This window comes from Enterobacter cloacae complex sp. P16RS2, from assembly GCF_014982155.1.
Lineage (GTDB): Bacteria > Pseudomonadota > Gammaproteobacteria > Enterobacterales > Enterobacteriaceae > Enterobacter > Enterobacter cloacae_M.
Map to the genome: position 1 here is coordinate 897 of NZ_JADCKW010000018.1, position 22335 is coordinate 23231.

At 57.1% G+C, this 22335-nt stretch carries 19 protein-coding genes; 4 read left to right on the forward strand and 15 right to left on the reverse strand.

Going from position 1 to position 22335, the window contains the following annotated elements; translation table 11 throughout:
* The 3 genes from INF68_RS12635 to INF68_RS12645 all read left to right on the forward strand — a co-directional run.
* On the forward strand, positions 1 to 754 hold a 754-nt coding region (locus INF68_RS12635; protein ID WP_370552452.1), incomplete at its 5' end, for a molecular chaperone.
* Between the two features lie 93 nt (positions 755 to 847).
* Positions 848 to 3304 (forward strand): fimbria/pilus outer membrane usher protein, encoded by a 2457-nt coding sequence (locus tag INF68_RS12640; RefSeq protein ID WP_227412846.1) that lies wholly within the window; start codon positions 848 to 850, stop codon positions 3302 to 3304.
* Positions 3305 to 3308: 4 nt separating this feature from the next.
* Positions 3309 to 4475 (forward strand): fimbrial protein, encoded by a 1167-nt coding sequence (locus INF68_RS12645; protein ID WP_126786419.1) that lies wholly within the window; start codon positions 3309 to 3311, stop codon positions 4473 to 4475.
* Positions 4476 to 4523: 48 nt separating this feature from the next.
* On the opposite strand, the gene cheZ is transcribed toward INF68_RS12645, so the two are convergent.
* From cheZ to INF68_RS12700, 11 genes are all read right to left on the reverse strand, one after another.
* Positions 4524 to 5168, reverse strand: a complete 645-nt coding sequence (cheZ, locus tag INF68_RS12650) for a protein phosphatase CheZ (RefSeq protein ID WP_023312251.1) — start codon at positions 5166 to 5168, stop codon at positions 4524 to 4526.
* A gap of 10 nt (positions 5169 to 5178) precedes the next feature.
* Positions 5179 to 5568: a chemotaxis response regulator CheY gene (gene cheY / locus INF68_RS12655; protein WP_008500431.1), complete on the reverse strand. Its 390-nt coding sequence runs from the start codon at positions 5566 to 5568 to the stop codon at positions 5179 to 5181.
* Positions 5569 to 5585: 17 nt separating this feature from the next.
* Positions 5586 to 6635: a chemotaxis response regulator protein-glutamate methylesterase gene (locus INF68_RS12660; RefSeq protein ID WP_023312252.1), complete on the reverse strand. Its 1050-nt coding sequence runs from the start codon at positions 6633 to 6635 to the stop codon at positions 5586 to 5588.
* Positions 6632 to 7498 (reverse strand): protein-glutamate O-methyltransferase CheR, encoded by an 867-nt coding sequence (cheR, locus tag INF68_RS12665; protein WP_023312253.1) that lies wholly within the window; start codon positions 7496 to 7498, stop codon positions 6632 to 6634. The genes INF68_RS12660 and cheR overlap by 4 nt, the downstream gene beginning before the upstream one ends.
* Positions 7499 to 7517: 19 nt before the next feature.
* Positions 7518 to 9119: a methyl-accepting chemotaxis protein IV gene (tap, locus tag INF68_RS12670; protein ID WP_045356785.1), complete on the reverse strand. Its 1602-nt coding sequence runs from the start codon at positions 9117 to 9119 to the stop codon at positions 7518 to 7520.
* A 44-nt stretch (positions 9120 to 9163) separates the two neighbouring features.
* Positions 9164 to 10831: a methyl-accepting chemotaxis protein II gene (gene tar / locus INF68_RS12675; RefSeq protein WP_126786420.1), complete on the reverse strand. Its 1668-nt coding sequence runs from the start codon at positions 10829 to 10831 to the stop codon at positions 9164 to 9166.
* Between the two features lie 84 nt (positions 10832 to 10915).
* Positions 10916 to 11878 carry a spore coat U domain-containing protein gene (locus INF68_RS12680; RefSeq protein ID WP_126786421.1) on the reverse strand — a complete coding sequence of 321 codons (963 nt, stop codon included), beginning with the start codon at positions 11876 to 11878 and terminating at the stop codon, positions 10916 to 10918.
* The gene (locus INF68_RS12685) at positions 11875 to 14259 is read right to left on the reverse strand and encodes a fimbria/pilus outer membrane usher protein (protein WP_126786422.1); all 2385 of its coding nucleotides are present in this window, start codon (positions 14257 to 14259) and stop codon (positions 11875 to 11877) included. Before INF68_RS12685 ends, INF68_RS12680 begins: the two co-directional genes overlap by 4 nt.
* On the reverse strand, positions 14235 to 14990 hold the full coding sequence (locus tag INF68_RS12690; protein WP_126786423.1) for a molecular chaperone: 756 nt from the start codon (positions 14988 to 14990) through the stop codon (positions 14235 to 14237). Before INF68_RS12690 ends, INF68_RS12685 begins: the two co-directional genes overlap by 25 nt.
* Before the next feature lie 16 nt (positions 14991 to 15006).
* Positions 15007 to 15555: a spore coat U domain-containing protein gene (locus INF68_RS12695; RefSeq protein ID WP_126786424.1), complete on the reverse strand. Its 549-nt coding sequence runs from the start codon at positions 15553 to 15555 to the stop codon at positions 15007 to 15009.
* A 12-nt stretch (positions 15556 to 15567) separates the two neighbouring features.
* On the reverse strand, positions 15568 to 16140 hold the full coding sequence (locus tag INF68_RS12700) for a spore coat protein U domain-containing protein (RefSeq protein ID WP_023312260.1): 573 nt from the start codon (positions 16138 to 16140) through the stop codon (positions 15568 to 15570).
* 429 nt (positions 16141 to 16569) lie between these two features.
* Between INF68_RS12700 and INF68_RS12705 the strand changes: the two genes are divergently transcribed.
* Positions 16570 to 17829 (forward strand): dicarboxylate/amino acid:cation symporter, encoded by a 1260-nt coding sequence (locus INF68_RS12705; protein WP_109845185.1) that lies wholly within the window; start codon positions 16570 to 16572, stop codon positions 17827 to 17829.
* Between the two features lie 104 nt (positions 17830 to 17933).
* Here the strand turns inward: INF68_RS12705 and cheW are convergent, their stop codons facing one another.
* The 4 genes from cheW to motA are packed head-to-tail and all read right to left on the reverse strand — an operon-like array spanning position 17934 to position 22311.
* Positions 17934 to 18437: a chemotaxis protein CheW gene (cheW, locus tag INF68_RS12710; RefSeq protein WP_023312262.1), complete on the reverse strand. Its 504-nt coding sequence runs from the start codon at positions 18435 to 18437 to the stop codon at positions 17934 to 17936.
* 19 nt (positions 18438 to 18456) lie between these two features.
* On the reverse strand, positions 18457 to 20493 hold the full coding sequence (gene cheA, locus INF68_RS12715) for a chemotaxis protein CheA (protein WP_126786426.1): 2037 nt from the start codon (positions 20491 to 20493) through the stop codon (positions 18457 to 18459).
* A gap of 4 nt (positions 20494 to 20497) precedes the next feature.
* Positions 20498 to 21427 carry a flagellar motor protein MotB gene (motB, locus tag INF68_RS12720; RefSeq protein WP_028018604.1) on the reverse strand — a complete coding sequence of 310 codons (930 nt, stop codon included), beginning with the start codon at positions 21425 to 21427 and terminating at the stop codon, positions 20498 to 20500.
* On the reverse strand, positions 21424 to 22311 hold the full coding sequence (gene motA / locus INF68_RS12725) for a flagellar motor stator protein MotA (RefSeq protein WP_008500417.1): 888 nt from the start codon (positions 22309 to 22311) through the stop codon (positions 21424 to 21426). Before motA ends, motB begins: the two co-directional genes overlap by 4 nt.
* Positions 22312 to 22335: the final 24 nt, after the last annotated feature.

The following is a 22335-nucleotide window of genomic DNA, read 5'->3' on the forward strand; positions in this document are numbered from 1 at the left end:
GTCCGAATCCGGATTCGGACTATTATCATCCCCCTCAACGTCCTTTATTAAAGGTTTCACTATGCGCATATCACTCCAGGTCTTATTATGCATTCCTGTCATTGCAAGCACTTTTTGTCACGCAGCAGGTATTCAGATCGGTCGCACACGCATAATCTACGATGCCGCGAAAAAGGAAGTTGCCCTCCCCTTACAAAATAATGATAAAGAGCTTCCATGGTTAATACAGTCATGGACGGATACGGGTGATGGTAAAACGCACGGACCGTTTATCGTGACACCCCCTCTCTTTCGACTCGATCCGCAAAAAGAGCAAAGCCTGCGCATTACCTGGAACGGGACAGCCTTAGCAGGGGATAAAGAGTCGCTGTTCTATATGAACGTGCGAACCGTTCCTGCCACGGCTACAGATGAGGGTGACAAAAACGTCCTGCGGTTAATCTATAAAACGCGTCTGAAACTGTTCTGGCGCCCTGTAGGTCTGAGCGGAACACCCTCTGAAACCTGCAAAAACCTGCGCTTCGCTCGTCATGGTCAGCAGCTCACTGTCATCAACGCGGGGGAGTTCTACAGCGTCTTTGATTCGCTTGCGCTGGGCTCGCACAAAGTGGAGAAAGCCGATATGGCTGCCCCTAAATCCCGCGTTGACATTCCTCTCCCTGACAATGCTCAAGGGACGAGCGTCACCTGGCGCTGCATCACCGATTACGGCAATGCTTCAGAAAAATACACTTCCACACTGGCGCAGGATTAAAAGACCGCGATGATGACAGGACGTATTGATTTGTCATACGGGCGGCTCTTTAGACTGAATCCGCTTCTTCGCTGCCTTGGCGGTGTCTTGCTCATGGCGAGCTTCTCGACGCTGGCCCGTGAGTATCGTTTCTCTCCCTCATCGCTGGAAGGAGACATGCTGGCACAGCAGGATATCGACCTTTCACTCTTTTCAAAGTCGAATGCTCAGCTACCCGGCACCTATTCTTCACGAGTGCAGGTGAACGAACGCCGCCTGAGTACCACCAATATCGCTTACGTCAGCTCGCCGGAAGGGTCACTGATACCGCAGCTCACACCGGATATGCTGCGGGCATGGGGGATTGCTATCGACCGGTATCCCGCCTTGCTTACGTTACCCGCCAATACGGCTTTGCCCAAAGATATCAGCAACTATATCCCTCTGGCCTCCGCGCGGCTTGATTTTTCAACCATGACGTTAGCGTTGAGTATTCCTCAGGCTGCGTTAAGTGGGACTGGTCACGATTACATCGATCCCTCGCGCTGGGACGACGGTGTTCCCGTGTTGTTCAGTGACTACGCTTTTTCAGGATCAAAAAATAAGGACAGCGGCGACAGCAGCGCCACCAGTCAGTATCTGAATTTGCGCACCGGCGCCAACCTGGGTGGCTGGCGAGTGCGCAACTATTCTACGTGGAGCAATTCAGAGAGTGAAAACCTGTGGGAAAATATCAATACCTTTCTGCAGCATGATGTTGACGCCCTCAAGGCGCAGTTCACGGCCGGAGAAAGCAGCACGCGTGGCGAGGTATTTGATAGCTTACAGTACCGGGGCGTTAACCTTGCGTCGGATGAAGAGATGCTTCCCTATAGCCAACGCGGCTATGCCCCTGTCATACGCGGCATCGCCAGTTCAAATGCAGAAGTCTCGGTGCGCCAGAACGGCTATCTCATCTATCAGCAAAATGTCGCGCCGGGCGCGTTCGAAATCAACGATCTCTACTCCACGACCAACAGCGGCGATCTGGACGTTACGGTGAAAGAGGCTGACGGCACCGAGCATCGCTTTACGCAGCCCTACTCCAGTATCGCGGTTATGCTGCGGCCAGGGCGTATGAAGTATGAAATGACCGCAGGCCGTTATCGTGCTGAAAGCGGGAGCGACCAAAAGGAACCCGACTTTTTCCAGGGAAGCATGATTTACGGTTTAAATAACCTTCTCACCTGGTTTGGAGGGCTGACCCTCTCGAAAGACTATAACGCCGCCAATACCGGAGCCGGTCTGGCGCTCGGGCCGCTGGGCTCGCTGTCGGCTGACGTTACCCTGGCCGACACCCGGCTAGACGATAACAGCCAGCATACCGGCCAGTCATGGCGTCTGCTTTATACCGGTAAACTGGATTCGACCAATACCAACTTCAGCCTCGGCAGCTACCGATACACCAGCCGCGGGTATTACAGCTTTGCCGACGCCAACCAAAAGCGTGACGGTCACGAAGACGATCTGCTGTTTCGTTACAATAAACGCAACCGCATTCAGGCCAGCGTGAGCCAAACCGTTGCTGGGTTGAGTCTGTATCTTAACGGTTATCAGCAGGATTACTGGGGCACATCTAAAAAAGAGCGCAGCCTGTCGGTTGGATTAAATACCGTTATTGCCGGCACGAGTTATCACGTGGCCTATACGTACAGCAAAACCAACGACGAAGAGTCTGACAGAATGGTCTCTTTAGGGTTTAGCATTCCTCTCGCCAGATGGCTGCCACGCGCCTGGAGTAGCTATAACATCAGCAATACTAAAAATGGCTATACGCGGCAAAACGTGGGCCTCAGCGGCACGCTGCTGGACGACGAGCGTCTGAGCTACTCGTTGCAGCAGAGCCATTCCAACCACGACGGGGAAGATGTCAGCAGCGTCTACGGCAGCTACCGCTCGCAATACGCCAACCTGACCGCAGGCTATTACGCCTCCACTGATGACTCTCAGCAGCTTAACTACGGCATTAGCGGCGGTATTGTTGCCCATCCTCAGGGCGTCACGCTGGCTCAACCTTTAGGCAGCCAGTTTGCTATCGTCAACGCCAACGACGCGTCCGGCGTCCGTTTCCTGAACCAGCGGGGTATTCAGACCGACTGGCAGGGTAACGCAGTCATTCCATCGCTCACTCCGTACCAGGAGAACAATATTCGTATTGATACCGCGAGCCTGCCGGAAAATGTGGACAGCAGCGATACCGCCATCACCGTCATTCCCTCGCGCAACGCGGCGGTGCTGGCCAGATTTGACGCCCACACAGGCTATCGGATGCTGGTGACCTTGAAGCGTCCAAACGGCCTCCCCGTTCCGTTCGGCGCCATCGCGACCAGTAGCGACCCGGTGATTAGCGGTATTGTCGATGAAACCGGCACCGTCTATCTGGCAGGCATTGGAGAGACCGCGCAGATCACCGTGAAATGGGGCAACGGCACGGGCCAACAGTGCCGCGCCAGCATTACGCAACAGTCAGCCAACCAAACCGAAAGCCCTAACGGTATTCGCTCGGTTAGCGAGCTTTGTCAGCAGGAATAAGCACATGAAAACTATACTCACGAAACGGGCCATCTGGGCTTTATTGGCTACGGCATTGAGCCTGACCGCAACCAGCCCGTGCAGGGGAGCCGCGACTTTACTTCGTAACTGCTTCGGTGCGCCGCAAGCCTACACCACGTCGTTCGATCATGAGTTTTCGTCCAGCGAAAATGTCGCCAATCATGACTATGATGTGCCAAATCATCTGGTCGGCAATGGCCCGGTGATAGTGGCCAACTGCAGCTGTCCCGGAAATATGTTTTCTTCGAGCATGGTCTATGAAAAAACGTTTGCCGGGAGCCCGCTGAGTCCGGGAACAAACGGATACGGCTATTTGACCGATAAGATCGATGCTGATATCACCGCCTACGCGGATGCAATCAACTCTCCGGACGGTACTTCATTGAACCCGTTAGCTATCAATGAATACCCGACGTCCAGAGCTAATATGCGTAACACTACCGAGAATGCACTCGCCAAAACGGAGGGAGATGCCAACGTTTGCAGTAGTGGCACCCAGCCGAGCAACGCCGCTACAGTAAAGCGTAATTTCCGCTGGAACGTCGTTGCGATCCTGCTTCACGTTAAAAAACCCATCCTGGGTCAAGAGGTTATCCCTTCGACGATCGTCGCTCAAAACTACGCCTGTCTTTATTTCGGCTCGGGGGGAAGCTGCGATCCAGGGCAGGCAGATCAGGTCTCTGATATCTGGTTTAGCGGCACGCTTTCTGCGCCGCTAAGCTGCGTTATCAACGCCGGCAGCACTATTGAGGTTGAGTTCGGCAGCATCGTCAGCAAGCAATTCGTCATCAAGGGGCAACCGCCAAAACGTTATGCCATCAAAAACGTTGATATTGCCTACCACTGTGATGATAACGCAGTGGGAAACACGGACCGCATAAAGCTCACGCTGACAGCAGATCAGGGGGTCGCGGATAGCAGTACGCCGTACATTGCAAAACTTCTGGACAGGGACGATCTCGGGGTGCGCGTATATGATGAAAACAGTCAGAACGTTGCGCTGGATGGTACCTATGAGTTTCCGGTAACGATGGACGATCAGGGAAATGGTGTGGTCAAAATTCAGGCTGTACCGGTCAGCACGACGAATGCCCCCCCGGCCCCCGGCCGCTTTGAAGGTAACGTGACGGTGAAGATGGATCTTCGCTAAACGAAATACCCTCAGGCTGACGCCGCAGCCTGAGGGTAATCACAACAATCAGAAGCCGAGGCTGTCCAGCAGATCGTCGACCTGATCCTGGCTTGCCACAACGCCCGCCTTGCTGGCGTCGAGCTGTGGACCATTGAGCAGGCTTTCGTTCTCGCGTTTTGGACGGGCTGCCGGTTCCGGAATGTTCTCCAGCAGAACCATCAGCAGCTGACGCTCAATCTCCTGGATAACATCCATCATGCGCTTGATCACCTGACCGGTGAGGTCCTGGAAATCCTGCGCCATCATGATGTCCAGCAGCTGGGCGTTGGTGAAGCTGGTGTGGCCCGGCACATCACCCAGGTACTGACGGGTATCCGTCACCAGCTCGCGGGCATCCGCCAGCTCGATAGGATTCTCAAACCACTCGTCCCAGCGTTTGCTCAGCGCTTTCGCCCCCTTTTCCATCGCATCCTGGTGCGGCTGTGACGCTTCAACGCTGTTCAGCGCACGCTCTGCAGCCTGAGCGGTCATCTGCACAACATAGTCCAGACGATCGCGGGCATCAGGAATGGCTTCCGCCGCTTCGGCAATCGCCTGATCCAGACCCAGCTCGCGCAGGCTGTCACGCAGCATGCGCGTCAGGCTGCCGATGCGGACGATGATATCGCTCGGCGAATGTTCTTCAACGGGTTTCATAGCAGGTTGCAACATTTCCATCACCTCACATGCCGAGTTTCTCGAAGATCTTACCGAGCTTCTCTTCCAGGGTTGCCGCGGTGAATGGCTTCACCACATAGCCGCTTGCGCCCGCCTGTGCAGCGGCAATGATGTTCTCTTTTTTCGCTTCTGCAGTAACCATCAGAACCGGCATAGACGCCATTCCCGCATCGGCACGAATGGTTTTCAGCAGTTCCAGACCGTCCATGTTAGGCATGTTCCAGTCGGAGATAACAAAACCAAACCCGCCAGCCTGCAGTTTGTTCAGCGCATCAACGCCGTCTTCTGCTTCTTCAACGTTGTTGAAGCCCAGCTCTTTCAGCAGGTTGCGCACGATACGACGCATGGTGGAAAAGTCATCCACAACCAAAAACTTAAGCTCTTTATCCGCCATAAAATAATACTCCTGAGTCAAATACGTATTGCCTGTCCGGCACTGATTTTCGCCAGCATCTGCTGGCTTACCTGGCTAAGATCGACCACTTCGCTCACGCCACCCATATTGATGGCCTCGCGCGGCATGCCGAACACCACACAACTTGCTTCATTCTGCGCAATCGTCCAGGCGCCAGCCTGGTGCATTGCAAGCATTCCGGCGGCACCATCGTTGCCCATCCCCGTCAGGATCACCCCAACGGCGTTGCGCCCCGCATGTTTCGCCACCGAATGAAACAGCACATCCACCGACGGACGGTGCCGGTTGACCGGCGGTCCGTCATGAATTTTGATTTGATAGTTAGCGCCGCTGCGCGCCAGCTCCATATGCTTGTCGCCCGGGGCGATATAGGCATGTCCCGGGAGCACGCGCTCGCCGTCTTCCGCCTCCTTCACGCTGATCTGGCACAGCTTGTTCAGGCGTTCGGCAAACGAACGGGTAAAGCCTGGCGGCATATGCTGAGTGATCAGAATACCCGGACTTGAAAGCGGCAATGGCTGGAGTACATGACGAATTGCCTCTGTTCCTCCGGTTGACGCCCCAATGACCAGCAGTTTTTCCGAGCTGAGTAAGGGACCGGCCTTCAGGGTCGCAGGCGCGGCCAATGGCGTATGGGCTGCAAGCTTCGCACGCGACGCGGTGCGGATCTTCTCCGCGATCATTTCGCTGTAGGCCAGCATCCCTTCGCGTATGCCGAGCTGCGGTTTGGTGACAAAATCCACCGCCCCCAGCTCCAGCGCGCGCAGGGTGATTTCCGATCCTTTTCCGGTCAGGGAGGAGACCATCACCACCGGCATGGGCCGAAGCCGCATTAATTTTTCGAGGAAATCTATGCCATCCATGCGCGGCATCTCGACATCCAGCGTTAGCACGTCGGGGTTATATTTTTTAATTAAATCCCGCGCTACCAGAGGATCGGGCGCAGTGGCCACCATCTCCATGTCGCTGTGGCTATTGATAATTTCAGTCATGATCTGACGCATCAGCGCTGAATCATCGACAGACAACACCCTGATTTTACTCATGCTTTTTCCTTACTCAGCGCATATACCGTTTGCCCACGCAGGCTAAACTCACGCGCGAGGTTGCTGAAGTTTTCCGAGTGCCCGGCAAACAGTAAACCGTCAGGCTTGAGCAACGGAACAAACCGACGCAGAATGTCCTGTTGCGTCGTTTTATCAAAATAGATCATAACGTTACGGCAAAAAATGGCGTCGAACGGCCCCGGCACGTTGTACTGCTTATCCAGCAGGTTAACGGGCGCGAATTCGACACAGTTCGCCAGCTCCTGGCGTACGCGCACCAGGCCTTCATGCGGGCCCGTGCCGCGCATGAAATAACGCTGCAGCTGCTGCGGCGACAGCGTTTTCAGTTCATCCTGGCGATACACGCCGTTACGCGCCTTCTCCAGCACCTCGGTATCGATATCGCTGGCGTAGACTTTCCAGCGTCCGGGCGTCATGCCCAGGGTGTCGGCAAGGGTGATCGCCAGGGAGTACGGCTCTTCACCCGTCGAGGCGGCCGCACTCCAGACGCGATACTCCCCGGTGCGACGGCGCGCATGCTCGGCCAGTACCGGGAAGTGGTGAGCCTCCCGGAAAAACGCCGTCAGGTTGGTGGTTAACGAGTTAATGAAAGCCTGCCACTCTGCGCTGTTCTGGTTCGCCTCGAGCATGCTCAGATAGCGGCCAAAATCATCCAGCCCCAGCGTACGCAAGCGCCGCACCAGACGGTTGTAGACCATGTCCCGCTTATGATCCGCAAGCACGATCCCCGCACGCTGGTAGATTAACTGACATATCCGACGAAAATGCGCGTCGGACAGCGCGAGGCGCTGTGTCATCTGCAACAATAATGACGTTTGCCCAGGGGGCATTGGTGATGTCATAGCGCCTTCTTAATTACATTCAGGATACAACTGGCACGGCCTGCGACCGCCCGACTTCTGTTACTGCTTCAACGTGCTCTTTCACATTAAATACCGCGACCAGTCCGGTCAGACGATCCGCCTGGCTTGCCAGCTGGTCGGTTGCCGCTGCCGCTTCCTCAACTAACGAGGCGTTCTGTTGCGTCACCTGATCCATCTGGCTGACAGCCTGGGCAACCTGCTCAATGCCGCGGCGCTGTTCGTCCGACGCCGAGGCGATCTCGCCCATGATGTCGTTAACCCGCGTGACGGAGGTGACGATCTCGTGCATGGTTTTCGCCGCGGTATCCACCAGCGTTGAGCCTTGCTGAACGCGCGAGACCGACTCTTCGATCAGGACCTTAATTTCTTTCGCCGCGTTGGCGCTGCGGCTCGCCAGGTTACGCACTTCCCCCGCCACCACCGCAAATCCACGCCCTTGCTCACCGGCGCGCGCCGCTTCCACGGCAGCATTCAGCGCCAGAATGTTGGTCTGAAACGCGATACCGTCAATCACGCTGATGATGTCGCCAATTTTCTGCGAGCTGGTGGCAATCTCCTGCATGGTGCTCGCGACATGTGACGCCTGGTCACCGCCTTTCTTCGCCGTCATCGCCGCCTGTTTTGACAGGTCAGACGCCTGGCGCGCGTTATCGGCGTTCTGGCCTACCGTCGCGGTCAACTGCTCCATGCTGGCCGCCGTCTGCGCCAGCGAGGCCGCCTGCTGCTCGGTGCGGGACGAGAGATCGTTGTTACCCGCCGCAATCTCAGAGATCCCGGTGTGCATGGCATAGCTGCCCTGCCGCACGTCGCTCACCGTTTCCCGCAGCGATCCCTGCATCGCCTTCAGGCTGGCAAAGATCGCCGAAATTTCGTTCTTGCCGAACACCGCTACCGGACGCGCCAGGTCCCCTTTCGCAATACTGTCGAAGTGGCTGCTGATAATCGCCAGCGGCTGCACGATCATCCTGCGTGACCAGAGCAGCGCCCCGCCGGTCAGCAGCCCTGCCAGAATCACCACCACGGCAAAGATGATGCCCGACATGTGATAGCTTTGACGGCTCTGGTCACCGGCACGCTGAACAGACTGGTTAATATCCTGCTGCCACGCGTTAAAGCTGCCGTCAAACGCCGCCTGAGACGCCTGAACCGGTGCGGTCATAAAGTCCGAAAGCTGGTTGTTCTCAAGCCACGTCGCCTGGTGGTCCAGATCGCTATACCACTGCTCAAAGTTCGTCTTCATGGCGGCCTTCAGCGCTTTCTCTTTCTCGCTATCGGCGGCCTGCGCCGTAAAGGCTTTAAACTGTGCATCAGCCTGCTTCAGGCTGTCGCGCGCGGTCGCCATCAGCGCTTTAATGTCATCCGGCGGATAACTCAGCGCGGTTAAGGTTCCCGCCTTGTTCAGCGCAGTGCTTGCCTGCAACAGCACGGCACGCGTTTGTGCCAGTGCGGAGCGCTGCTGATTACTCGCCTCAACTTCCTGCAAATTCTGATAGCCATCGCGAAACGCCCAAAAAGACAACCCGTTACTGCCAACCTGCAACACACCGCAAAGGATCAGAATCAAAAACAGTGTGGTCGAGATACGAATACGATTTAACATCCACGCTCCCATCAAGCGGCAAGCAGCCGCGGTTTAATTGTCAGTCAAAATGTTTCCCAGTTTTCATCTTGTCCGGTCGTCGCGGTGCGCGTACGGTTTGCAGCCGATTCAACGGCTGGCGCGCGATACGTCGCCTGCGGGGTGACCGAGTTTCCAGCGAGTGAAGCGAGACGAAACGCCGAGACGGCCATCTTCAGACGGCTCGCCTGGTCTTCCAGAGCAGCGGCCGCCGCAGCGGACTCCTGCACCAGCGCGGCGTTTTGCTGTGTCACGCGATCCATTTCCGATACCGCCAGGGCAACCTGGTCGATACCACGACTCTGCTCATCGGACGCAGAGGCGATTTCACCCATGATGTCCGTCACGCGGGTGACGGCATTCACGATGTCATTCATGGTCTCCCCGGCGCTTTCCACCAGCACGGAGCCGGTATCCACGCGGGAGACGGAATCTTCAATCAGGGACTTGATCTCTTTTGCCGCGTTGGCGCTGCGGCTGGCCAGGTTGCGTACTTCCCCGGCCACCACGGCAAACCCTCGCCCCTGTTCGCCCGCGCGCGCCGCTTCCACGGCGGCGTTCAGCGCCAGAATGTTGGTCTGGAAGGCAATCCCGTCGATGACGCTGATGATGTCGGCGATTTTCTTCGAGCTGTCGGCGATTTCGTGCATGGTTTTCACCACGCCATCCACCACGCGGCCGCCGCGCTGCGCCGTCTCGGAGGCGCTTTCCGCCAGCTGAGACGCCTGGCGAGCGTTATCGGCGTTCTGCTTCACGGTCGCGGTGAGCTGCTCCATGCTGGCGGCCGTCTCTTCCAGGGCGGAAGCCTGCTGTTCGGTGCGCGAAGAGAGGTCGTTATTGCCCATCGCAATTTCGCTGGTGCCGGTATAGATCGCCTCCGACCCGTTACGGACGTTGGCGACGGTTTCGATTAACGAACGCTGCATATGGTCAACGCTGTTTGCCAACTCGGTGATCTCATTGCGCCCGGAAACGGTCAGCGTTTTGGTCAGGTCACCGCTGGCAATTTCACGAATGTGGGCAATGACGCGGCCGAGAGGGTTCAGCAGGATATGGCGAATGCCGTACCAGACCGCAACCAGCACAATAACCAGCGCCAGCGCCAGCACCGCCATCTGCCATTTCGCAAAGCGGTAGTCATTCTGGCTTTCCGTAAAGGCCGAGTGATAGAGATCGCCGCTGGCCTTCGCGTATTCCCCCAGCGCCGCGCCGAGTGCGTTTTGCATCCCCTGCGTTGGCTGCGCGAAATAGGCGTCCATGTTGCCGCTCTCCAGGAACTGAATCAGCTCTGTCAGGCCGGTATGGTAGGCATTGTATTTTTCATCGATATTCTGGCTAACCTGCTCCATAGCAGGCTGCGGGGCGATCTTTTTGAAGGCGTCGTAATGTTTCGCGGCGTCAGCGAGGGTGGCGCGGGCATTTTTCAACAGATCGGTTTTCGCGCTGCTCTGCTGATTGTTGGGGTCCATCATCATGCGCGCGGACGAGCGGCTCAGGTTGATACGCGTTTGCAGCATCAGATCCCACGTCGACGTGAGTTCACTCTGCTGCAGGCGGAGATCGTTCGAGGCCGCGAAGCTGTCCTGGTTCTGTTTTAATGACGAGAAAAAAAGCCCGCCGGAGACGAGCTGAAGAAGTGCGAAAATGACCAGCACCATCATGAGCATTGTGACAACGCGGATACGGTTCAACATACAACACCTTCTCATAGATTTATTAACGGTGTTATCGGCACAGCCCACAGGAACTTTACATTTGCGAAAGGGAAAAGCGCGGGGTTAAAACGCCACGTCGACAATCAGCGTGTCGGTGTAGGTTCCGGCGGGCGGCGTGGCCTGATTGGTCAGGACCTTAGCGGTGTAGTTGAAGGTGCGGAGTAAACCGTCGCTACTGACCTGGGACGATACCGCGCTGGACCAGCGCTCGCTGCCGCTGCCGCCCCAGCGGTTACCGGTGGCTTCCTTATAGATGTCGTAGCTCATGGTATTGCTGCCGCTCACCATACGCCGCACGTTGTTCAGCGCGTTGGCACCGTTATTAATGCCGATGGTATACGAACTTCCTTTGGTACAGGTGACGGCAATCGCCTGCGAGACGGTGGGGAAACTTTGCACCAGCGGTGCGCTGTTGAAGTTCACATCTGGCGTGGTCATGGCGCTGCAGTCGTTGGTGACGGTCATATCGAGCAGGATGGTGGTTGTCGCGGTTCCCGTCTGATTGATTGAGCAAAGGCCGAGCGCGCCCACGGAGCACACGCTGTAGTTAATGCTGAAGGTTAACTGCACCTGATATGGCCCGGCAGTGACGTTTTGCCCGGCGACGGTGCGGAAATAGAGCGGAATGTTGTACTGCTTTGACCCCAGCAACCCCAGCAGGGTATTCCCGCTCCAGGTATACGATTTACTTATCTGTACCTCGCTGCTGCTCGCGCATCCCGATAACCCGCACAGCCGGGTGGGGATCACGTCGGTGATGGCCGCATTATCCGTGCGTTTCATCGTGGCCCGGCTGCTGCCCGAAACCGATGCCGCGGTGTAGGTCAGCGTTACCGAGTCGCTGGTCAGCAGATTCAGTACGGCATCGCAGGCCACCACCAGCGTGCCGGTCGTTTGAACTTCTCCGGTACCGCTAAGCGCGAACGAGGTGACGCTGCCAAACGACGCATTAACCGTACTGACGGTACACGCCGCCCAGCTGCCGCCGGAGAACAGCAGCATGATCAACAGCAGCAGGCGCGTCATGGCTCCTCCCGGCAAATCAGCGGCCCGTAGGTTTGCAGCTTGTGCTCCGGGTTGGCTCCCACGGTCAGGGTAGCCCGGCAGCGTTTTCCATCAGGCGCGATCACCTCCAGCGGGTTCACATCGCTAAGATTTTCCAGCCAGGCGATGCCGTCATACCCCACCACCGCATTGCTGCGCGAGGCGCGTCGAACCTGACTTCCCACTGGCAACGCCTTCCCGCGCGCATCATGCAGAATGACGCTTGCCACCCGCTCCTGCTCCATCGGGAAATCGACCAGATAGCCGCTGTGGCGCCGAATCGCGATCCGGCGTTCGGTCTCTTTCAGACGGGTATCCGCCGGCAGATTCAAAGTATCAATCCGGTAGCTTGCCGGGTAATACGCCGACACCCCGCTCACCAGCAGGTAGCCGTTATTATTGGTTTTACCGACGGGCTGGTTCTCATAGCTGACGGGCACGTCCGGGTGGCCGTCGGTGCTGATGACCACAAACGCATCGTTGATCTTATTCGCCGCGAACAGCTCGCCGTCCATCAGCACAACGGCGCCCATCGCCTCGCCCCACCAGGTCATGGTATCCCTTTCGCCATAGCCGCCGCCCTGCAGCTCAATGTTGTTATTGCGCCATCCCAGCGTACCCTGTTGATAATCACTGGATCTTGACTGGTTGGCCCAGGCCATGTTCCAGCTGAACCCACCGTCAGAAGGCATGGAGTGGTTGTAGTTAATGCGCTGGGTACTGCCTGCATCCGGAGTGTTTTCGACGGTGACGGCAGCGCTGTCGCGAGCCCCCAGCGGCACCTGCAGCGACAGCGCGACCGTCCAGTCTCCCCGCTGCCGATCCCGGCTGCCGGCCAGGTAAATGCTGCTCGCCCCCCAGAGATTGCGGCTCCAGGAGAGATTGAGCAGTTCGGTTTTTTGGCTGTCAAAACTCTCCACGCCGATCCAGGCCGCACCGATGTTGCCGTACCGTCCCAGATTGAAGGTCAGCGAATACTGGTCCGTATTACGGCTAAAGCTGGCGATGGGCTTATCGTTTTCGTCATACACCGTCGGCTGATCGTAAAGGGCCAGATTGCCAAAGCCGCGGTCACGGCGCGTGTGCTGGGTGGCGACGCTAAACTCGCTGGTACTGTACTGGTAACCCCAGTTGATTTGCCCGCCCGCATCACCGCGCATGCGGCTTTGCGAGTAAGAGGTATTCACTACGCCAAACTGGCCGAGTTTTATTACCGTCCCCGCGCCGCCCAGCGCCAGCTCCTGCGCCCCTTCCGCGTGGCCCTCGAGGGTTAGCCAGTCCGTCATCCCGTAGCGATACGAGCCGCTGCCGGCTGCCGGACCGTAGTCAAAATTCTTGATACCGTAATTGCGCCGCAGGCTGCCGAGCGTCACGGCGCCGTCGCTCAGCCCTTGTTTGAGCAGGTCGCTGGTGACGTAAAACGGTAGCGTGGTGCTTACCTGGCGCCCCAGCGCATCCGTCGTGACCAGAACCGCATCCCCGGCGCCGTTGATATAGGGCAGATTAGTCAGGGTGAAGGGCCCCGGCTGAAGCTGGGTTGAACCGGAGCGATAGCCGTTGATAAAGAGATCGACCGAAGTGGGTACCGCGGCTTCACCCGCGAACTCGGGCAGCGGCCATGTCACCAGGTCAGGACGCAGGGAGAAATCCCGCCCGACGCTTATCCCCCCCATTCGCACGCTGGAGCTCCAGCTCAGGGCATCGCTGATCACGTCCCCGGCGCTCCAGCTCATCGCGTCATCTTCGTTGGTGAACAGCAGGGTCGTGTCATAGCGTACATACCCTTCCTGCTGTCCGTCGTTACCGGTAAAATTTTCCCGCGCGTAACCGGTCGAGGAAAACGAGCCGTTCTCGTTGAAGTAGCGGAACTCATGCCAGATCGACGCCTGACCGCCGATATGTTCCGTGTGGTTGGTGTAGAGATCGTAATTCAGCAGCGCCCCGCGCCCATAGTGCGGTTTGGCCTGCGCCGTTTGCGCGCTGAAAGGCGTCACGCGGGCCGTCACCCAGTCGCGGGGAACGGTCAGCAGCAGGCGCTGCGCGGCGCTGTCGTACTCCACCCGAACCTGAGCAAGCGAGGAGAGATTTACCTCGCCGGTGGGAACGTGCGCCGGGGGCAGCCCCGCGCGCAGCAAATCGGCGCTGGAGATAAAGAAAGCGCCTTTACGCTGCGTCACGGGCACGACCAGGCCGGTATCGTAGTGGTTGAGCACGAGGGCCAGCTGGAAAACCGCTTCATCATTTACCGCCTGTGCCTGGGGAGGCGGCGGTAAACTATCGTCGCCGGGCTCGGCCAGGGTCGCGGAACTGACGCATAGCAGTATCATCATCGCCGGCTTCAGTTGACGGGCGTCGACTGCCATTGTTCGTCCCTGGCATTAATCTGCGCGCTCATCCGCTCTGGCTGACGAACGCCAGCGGGTATAGGCCAGCTGCGGGTACTGCCCGGCAGAACGTAACCCAGCAATCCTTCCGCCACCGTGCGTTTCTGACCTCCCTGCTCCAGCGCCACCTGGCTCAGCCTGACGTGGACATCCCCCCGATTTTTGACCTCCAGCGCAGGCTTACCCTCCGCCTGCGTCACCCGCCAGCTCAGGTTTTGGGTCTCCGCCAGCGCGTGATGCGCCCCCTCTTTGATGGTCGGGATCCCCTGCCCATATACGAACAGAGGGATGGAGTAACGCATCTGCAATTTCAGGCCGATAGCGGGTTCGGCTTTGGCATCCGGCTGGGGGATTTCATCGACGATAATGCGATAGGCCTGTTCGACCCCTGCAGGAACCGTAGCCTGTTTGATAAGGCGAATGAGCTGCTTGCTGCCCGTGCCAATCGTGACGATGGGCGGGCTGGCGACCACGTCCTGCTGCGCGGTATAGCGCTCGTGTCCGTCTTCCTGCTTCCAGCGCACGATGCGGACCTGCATCGTCGTGGCGCTGTTTCCCTGGTTCTGGATCCACAGCTCCGTGGCGTTGGCGTCCGCAGCAAGCCACGGATCGATCGGCCATAGCAGGATGGTGGCCGCCGCCTGCGCCTGGCCAGCAACCGCCATTCCCAACGCGCCCGCCAGACAAACCGGTCTGATAAATGGCTTCATCAACACTCTCCCTTTATTACCATGACAAGGTCACGGTGAGCTGATCGGAATAGGTTCCCGCCGGGCTAAACCCGGTCAGTAGCGCCACGCCAAAAAGCGGCAGCGCGATGTTATTGCTGTTGGTATAGGTCACCGCTATCGCCTGGTTGACGCCAATTTCGCTGTTCGCGGCCAGCGAGCTGCTGCTGTAGAGCCGGTATGGCACCATTTCGACGCCGTTCGCGCGCTTCATGCGGCGAACGGATGAATAATTTTGACCGCCATTAATGCTCATGCTCAGCGCCACGCCTGGCGTACAGGCAATAGACAACGCCCCGTTTGGCACAAAGCTGGTACTGACCGGCGCGCTCTCGACGCCGTTATGGCTGCCAAAATCCAGCGTACCGAGAAGCCCTCCGCTACCGGTGGCCACCGCGCATCCCGGGACAATCGTCGCGCTGACCTTAAACGACTGGGATGTCACCGCATCCGCCGTGGGCATCATGAGCAATCCGACGATCAGCGCGAAAAAAGGCTGCACGCGTCCCTCTGCGCGTTTGCGCAGACCTGTGAGAGATGCCTTCATGGCGGTTCGGGACTAGTAGGTGACGCTGACGTTAATCGTGTCGGTGTAGGTTCCCGGGACGACCGTCACGCTGTTACCGCCGCCGGTAATCCGTCCGTACAGGGTGTAACTGTCCACCCCGCCTGCCGTGGACGCGATCGGCAGCGCGGCGTTATTGGCAATCACGGTGTTAAACCCGCTGTCGCTGTACAGGCTATAGGCCACGCCCTGTGCCGCGTTGGCCGTATTCACCAGATATCGTTCAGGCGTGCCCGGCGAACCGACAACCGAGCCGGGCGCGGTGGAGTGGGTATTACCGGTGATTGCGACCGTATAGCTGGCGGTCGTACATTGAATGGTGAAGGTGTTTCCGCCGCTGGCGCCGCTCAGCTGCGTCGTAAGCGTGGAAAAGGTTGCCGGATGGGTACCGAAATCGAGCGTACCGAAGTTAATGCCACTTTGTGCGGGCGAGCCGTTTATCAGACACCCGTTTGTCAGCGTCAGCGTTGCACCGATGGTGCCGCTGCTGGTGACGGCCAGCGCCTGATGCGCCGTTGTCGCAGCCAGTAAGGTGCCTGCGCAGATCAAAAGAAGTTTTCTTTTCATTTACCACCCTCCAGATGACGTCTCCGTTCCCTTGCCACATTTTATTTTTGTCGTTCAAGATGTTAGCCCCGCTTAACGTTCCTCTGAGGGGGTTATTGAGAATTTAGTTTACGGATATCGCTTCGACCACCTGACCCTTAACGCATAAGGCATATATCTTATTGACTCATTTTTCTTATAAATAACAGAAGGTTAAATTAATTCAGGCAGCAATTTTATTCTATTCGGGGAGAATATATCCATTAAAGTGTGACATCGATCACAATATATCGTCGACGCATTAACAACAAAATTAATAAAACTTAAAAAGGAGTTGTATCCCCCTACACTTTGCGTCAATTTATGTGCCGAATAATTTCCCGCATCGTAATAAAAAATTTATATGTATCGATGCGGGCTACATCTGAAGCGCATAGAGGGTCTTTTTTCGTGGCAAGTGCAAACAAACTCACACTCTTCATCGTGATATTCATGCTGGCGGGTATTCTTTCAGGGGCAGCAATTCATGAGTATGCATCTGCGGATGCCATCACAGCCTGGTCGGATAATATTACCCTTCTGACCGATATTTTCCTCCGTCTAATCAAAATGGTCATTGCACCGTTGGTCTTCAGCACGCTCACCGTCGGCATTATGAAGCTGGGCGAAACCTCCACCATTGGCCGCGTTGGCGGCAAAGCGATGGTGTGGTTTATCAGCTCATCCGTGCTCTCAATTCTGGTTGGCCTGTTCATCGTCACGCTGGAGCATCCGGGAAGCGGTCTGAACCTGACGGTTCCGACAGAAGCGGTAGATACCGGCCTGGCCGTTAGCGGCATGACGCTGAAAGCGTTCCTGTCGCACACCATTCCGACCAGCATCGCGGGGGCGATGTCGAACAATGAGATCCTGCAGATTGTGGTGTTCTCGATGTTCTTCGGCATCGGCGGCGCGTCGCTGGGGCAAAAATTCAACGCGCCGCTGGTGGCCGCGCTGGATGTGGTTTCCCATATCATGCTGAAGGTAACGGGTTACGTAATGTACGTTGCTCCGCTGGCCATTTTCGCGGCGATTTCATCCGTCATTGCCACGCAGGGTCTGGGCATTCTGCTGAACTACGCCTCCTTTATTGGCGGCTACTATGTTGCCATTCTTCTCACCTGCATGGTGCTCCTGGCCGTGGGCTACATGGTGCTGAAAAAAGAGGTGTTTCGCCTGGTCAGCATGCTGAAAGATCCGGTCCTGGTGGCGTTTACCACCAGCAGCTCTGAAGCCGCCTACCCGAAAACGCTGGAGCAGTTGGAGCGCTTTGGCTGCTCACGCAACATCGCCTCTTTCGTTCTGCCGATTGGCTACTCCTTCAACCTGGTGGGTTCGATGGTGTACTGCTCTTTCGCCTCGATGTTTATCGCTCAGGCGTACAACATTCACCTGAGCTTCTCTGAAGTGACGGTGCTGATGCTGACTCTGATGCTGGCGTCGAAAGGGATTGCGGGCGTACCGCGTTCATCCCTGGTGGTGCTGGCAGCAACCATTCCAAGCTTTAACATTCCGGTGGCGGGTATTCTGCTGCTGATGGGGATCGACCACTTCCTGGACATGGGCCGTTCCGCAATTAACGTGCTGGGGAATGGGATCGCGACCGCGATGCTGTCGCAGAATGAAGGCGCGCGGGAAGCGGAAGCTGAGCTGGTAAAGCAGGAAGCGTAAGGTGAAAAAAAGGGTGAGGCCTGATGCCCTCACCCCTGCCCTCTCCTACAGGGAAAGGGAGCAAACATAAAAAACGGCAACCTGGGTTGCCGTTTTGCATTTACCTACGCTACGTGACTCGCGGCGATATCCAGCAGCGCCATCTCATCGCTATTCAGCAGCTTCTCAATGTTCACCAGGATCAGCATACGCTCGCCGAGCGCGCCCAGGCCGGTCAGGTATTCGGTCGACAGCGTGACCGCAAACTCCGGCGCAGGACGAATTTGGTCAGAGGTCAGGGAAAGCACATCAGATACGCCATCCACCACGATACCTACCACGCGCTGCCCCAGATTCAGAACGATCACCACGGTGTTGTCGTCGTAGTCAACGTCGCCCTGGCTGAACTTCACGCGCAGGTCCACGATTGGCACAATGACGCCACGCAGGTTGGTGACACCTTTAATAAAAGCAGGCGTGTTAGCGATGCGGGTAACCTGGTCGTAACCACGGATTTCCTGCACTTTCAGGATATCGATGCCGTACTCCTCATCGCCTAAAGTGAATACCAGGAATTCCTGCCCTGATGGCTCGCCCGCCAGTTTCGTTACATTACTCATACCGGTCATGTTATTACCTTCTACTTAATCAGGCGGCTGTGTACGCCACACGTTGTTCACGATTTAATCCCTGAAGCGCCGACACATCGACGATCAGCGCCACGCTACCATCACCCAGAATGGTGGCGGCAGAAATACCCGGCACTTTGCGGTAGTTGCTTTCGAGGTTCTTCACTACCACCTGGTGCTGGCCAATCAGCTGATCGACCAGCAGCGCGTAGCGACGGCCCGCGCTTTGCAGGATCACAACGATGCCCTGCGTGGCCTCTGTCTTCGCCCCGTCCACTTCGAACACTTTCCACAGTTCCACCAGCGGCAGGTACTCACCGCGCACTTCGAGGACGCGCTCGCCGCCCGCCAGCGGATGCAGATCTTCTTCACGCGGCTGCAGGGATTCCATCACGGCGTTCAGCGGCAGGATAAAGACTTCGTCCGCCACTTTGACAGACATGCCGTCGAGGATCGCCAGCGTCAGCGGCAGCAGGATGCGAATGGTGGTGCCGGAACCCTGTTTAGACTGGATCTCAACGTGGCCGCCCATCTCCTGGATGTTACGTTTCACCACGTCCATGCCTACGCCGCGTCCGGACACGTCGGTCACCTGCTCTGCGGTAGAGAAGCCCGGCGCGAAGATGAGCATGCCCACTTCTTCGTCGGTCATGTTTTCATTGACCGCCATCCCCTGCGAAATCGCTTTTGCAAGGATGCGCTCGCGGTTAAGACCCGCGCCGTCGTCGGTCACTTCGATGCAGATGTTCCCGCCCTGGTGTTCAGCAGAGAGGATCAGGTTACCGACCGGGGATTTTCCGGCGGCAATGCGGTTTTCCGGCAGTTCGATACCGTGGTCGAGGCTGTTACGCACCAGGTGCGTTAACGGGTCGATAATGCGCTCGATCAGGCTCTTATCCAGTTCGGTTGAGCTGCCCATCAGGGTCAGTTCAATCTGTTTATTCAGCTTGCTGGCAAGGTCGCGGACCAGACGCGGGAAGCGGCTGAAGACATATTCCATCGGCATCATACGGATGGACATGACCGATTCCTGCAGGTCGCGGGCGTTACGCTGCAGCTGGCCCATGCTGGTGATCAGATCGCCGTGCGTGACCGGGTCCAGTTCGTTAGAACGCTGGGCCAGCATCGACTGGGTGATCACCAGTTCACCCACCAGGTTAATCAGCTGGTCGACCTTCTCAACGGCAACGCGGATACTGGTTGACTCGCTGGAGCGCGCGGCAGGTTTCTCTCCACGGCCAGGTGCCGCGGCCTCTTTTGGCACGGCCTTCAGCGCCGGAGCCGCAGGAGCCACAGCCGGTGCGGCGGCCTGAGCGACAGCGGCCACCTCTTCCGCAGCGGCAGGGACGTCAACCGCAGCCGTTTCGGTTTCGAAAGCGATCTGGTCAGCTTCGATCACAAAGCACAGTACCGCCACGATATCGTCCTGCCCAATACCGTCATCAAGCGTCGCGGCAAGGCTGTCTTTGCCTTTTACCACGTTGCTTAATTTCGCCAGGTTACCCAGCTCTTCTTCCAGCAGGTTAACTTCATTCTCTTTGAGACGTGACAGCACAACGCGCAGTTTGCCCGCTTGTGCAGCGGCTGGCGCGGCCTCGTCGGCAGCAACCGCATCGACAACGCTCAGTTTCGCCGCAGGGACAACGGCTGCTGCGACCTCACCTTTTGCTTCCAGGGCGAGCTGGCGCAGCGCGTTGCAGATGTATTCAAAGCTGGCGGCATCAGGCTCTGCCGAACTTTTATAGGCGTCGAGCTGTTCCTGCATAATATCTTTGGTTTCCAAAAACAGGTTGATAATGTCGGTATTGAGCTGCATCTCACCGCGTCGTGCTTCATCAAGCAGGTTTTCCATTAAATGGGTCGTTTCCTGCAGGATGGTAAATCCAAACGTTCCGGCTCCGCCTTTAATAGAGTGCGCCGCACGGAAGATGGCATTGAGCTGCTCGGAGTCCGGTGCTTCGGGCACCAAATCGAGCAAGTGTTGCTCCATATCGGCCAACAATTCGTCGGCTTCATCAAAGAATGTCTGGTAAAAATCGCTAATATCCATGCTCACGCTATCACCTCGGATTGGCTGGTGGCGATGTTGGAACGGCAGCCGAAGGAACGGCCCCAGGCTGTTTTAAATCGTCCAGTGACTCATTCTGACTTTCGGCGTTTTCATGCAGGATGGCCTGCTCCGCCTGCTGGTTCAGCACTAAAAGACTGATACGACGGTTGATGGCATCATCCGGCCCGCGGTCGGAAACGCGCATGGTTGCGGCCATGCCGACTACGCGCAGTACCTTGCCATCATCAAGCCCACCTGCCACCAGCTCGCGACGCGAGGCGTTGGCACGATCGGCAGAAAGCTCCCAGTTGCTGTATCCCTTCTCCCCACTGGCGTACGGGAAATCATCCGTGTGTCCTGACAGGCTGATTCGGTTAGGAATGCCGTTCAGCACCGGTGCAATAGCACGCAGAATGTCGCGCATGTACGGTTCGACTTCCGCACTCCCGGTTTTAAACATTGGGCGGTTCTGGCTGTCGATAATCTGAATACGCAGCCCTTCCTGCACCAGGTCGATCTTCAGATGCGGGCGCAGCGCGCGCAGCTTCGGATCCGCTTCAATCAGCTGATCGAGATCGCCACGCAGTTTCTTCAGACGCGCCTGCTCCATCTTTCTTTTCAGCTCGTCGATGTTCGGCTCTTTTTTCACCTCACCCTTCTGCTGGGTGTAATCATCGCCGCCGCCCGGGATCGGGCTGTCGCTGTTAGAGATACGCGGCCCGCCGGCTACCGCCGTTGCCAGCGGCGTGCGGAAATATTCGGCAATCTGGATCAGTTCTTTTGGGCTGGAGATGGAGATCAGCCACATCACCAGAAAGAACGCCATCATTGCCGTCATAAAGTCGGCGTACGCAATTTTCCACGAGCCGTGTGCGCCATGCCCGCCGCCCTTGTGCTTGCGTTTTTTTACGATGACGATCGGATGGGACTGGTTTTTCATGCGTCCTCAGTTGTCGTCTGTTGGTTTGGGTTTTTCACCGCACGCACGTGTTCTTCAAGCTCGATAAACGACGGACGCTCGCTGGAGTAAAGCGTTTTACGGCCAAACTCAACCGCGATCGGTGGCGCGTAACCGTTGAGGTTAGAGAGCAGCGTGATCTTCACGCACTGCATCATTTTGGTGGTTTCCGCGCTCTTCTGGCGCAGAACGCTCGCCAGCGGCGAAATGAAGCCGTACGCCAGCAAAATACCGAGGAAAGTCCCCACCATCGCGTGGGCAATCAGCGCGCCCAGCTCGGCTGCCGGACGGTCTGCCGAGGCCAGGGCGTGAACCACGCCCATTACCGCGGCAACGATACCGAATGCCGGAAGCGAGTCGCCGACCAGCGCCAGGCTATTGGCCGGCACTTCTGATTCGCTTTCGTGGGTTTCGATCTCTTCGTCCATCAGCGCTTCGATTTCGAAGGTATTCATGTTGCCGCTGATGATCAGTCGCAGATAGTCGACGATGAAATCCAGCATCATGGCGTCAGCAAGAATGCGCGGATAGCTGGCAAAAATTTCGCTCTCTTTCGGGTTTTCGATATCCCGTTCAAGCGAGAACATGCCCTGCTGACGCGACTTCGCCATCAGGCGATAGAGCAGTGCCAGCAGATCCATATACATGCTTTTGGTGTATTTCGAGCGACGGAACAGCAACGGAATTGCTTTCAGCGTGCCCTTGATCGATTTACCGTTGTTACCAACGATAAAAGCCCCTACCCCTGCACCGCCGATGATAATAAGTTCAGCCGGTTGATAGAGTGCTCCAAGGTGCCCGCCGGTCATCATGTAACCGCCGAAAACTGTACCGAGAACTACCAGGTAACCTAATAAGATAAGCACGACATCATCCTTCCGCTAGTGACT

Coding starts and splice junctions, on each gene's coding strand:
- motB (WP_028018604.1), bottom strand. CDS start 21,427: ATGAAAAACCAGTCCCATCCGATCGTCATCGTAAAAAAACGCAAGCAC.
- cheW (WP_023312262.1), bottom strand. CDS start 18,437: ATGACCGGTATGAGTAATGTAACGAAACTGGCGGGCGAGCCATCAGGG.
- INF68_RS12700 (WP_023312260.1), bottom strand. CDS start 16,140: ATGAAAAGAAAACTTCTTTTGATCTGCGCAGGCACCTTACTGGCTGCG.
- INF68_RS12695 (WP_126786424.1), bottom strand. CDS start 15,555: ATGAAGGCATCTCTCACAGGTCTGCGCAAACGCGCAGAGGGACGCGTG.
- cheZ (WP_023312251.1), bottom strand. CDS start 5,168: ATGTTGCAACCTGCTATGAAACCCGTTGAAGAACATTCGCCGAGCGAT.
- INF68_RS12690 (WP_126786423.1), bottom strand. CDS start 14,990: ATGAAGCCATTTATCAGACCGGTTTGTCTGGCGGGCGCGTTGGGAATG.
- INF68_RS12685 (WP_126786422.1), bottom strand. CDS start 14,259: ATGGCAGTCGACGCCCGTCAACTGAAGCCGGCGATGATGATACTGCTA.
- INF68_RS12680 (WP_126786421.1), bottom strand. CDS start 11,878: ATGACGCGCCTGCTGCTGTTGATCATGCTGCTGTTCTCCGGCGGCAGC.
- INF68_RS12640 (WP_227412846.1), top strand. CDS start 848: ATGGCGAGCTTCTCGACGCTGGCCCGTGAGTATCGTTTCTCTCCCTCA.
- INF68_RS12645 (WP_126786419.1), top strand. CDS start 3,309: ATGAAAACTATACTCACGAAACGGGCCATCTGGGCTTTATTGGCTACG.
- tar (WP_126786420.1), bottom strand. CDS start 10,831: ATGTTGAACCGTATCCGCGTTGTCACAATGCTCATGATGGTGCTGGTC.
- cheY (WP_008500431.1), bottom strand. CDS start 5,568: ATGGCGGATAAAGAGCTTAAGTTTTTGGTTGTGGATGACTTTTCCACC.
- cheR (WP_023312253.1), bottom strand. CDS start 7,498: ATGACATCACCAATGCCCCCTGGGCAAACGTCATTATTGTTGCAGATG.
- INF68_RS12660 (WP_023312252.1), bottom strand. CDS start 6,635: ATGAGTAAAATCAGGGTGTTGTCTGTCGATGATTCAGCGCTGATGCGT.
- tap (WP_045356785.1), bottom strand. CDS start 9,119: ATGTTAAATCGTATTCGTATCTCGACCACACTGTTTTTGATTCTGATC.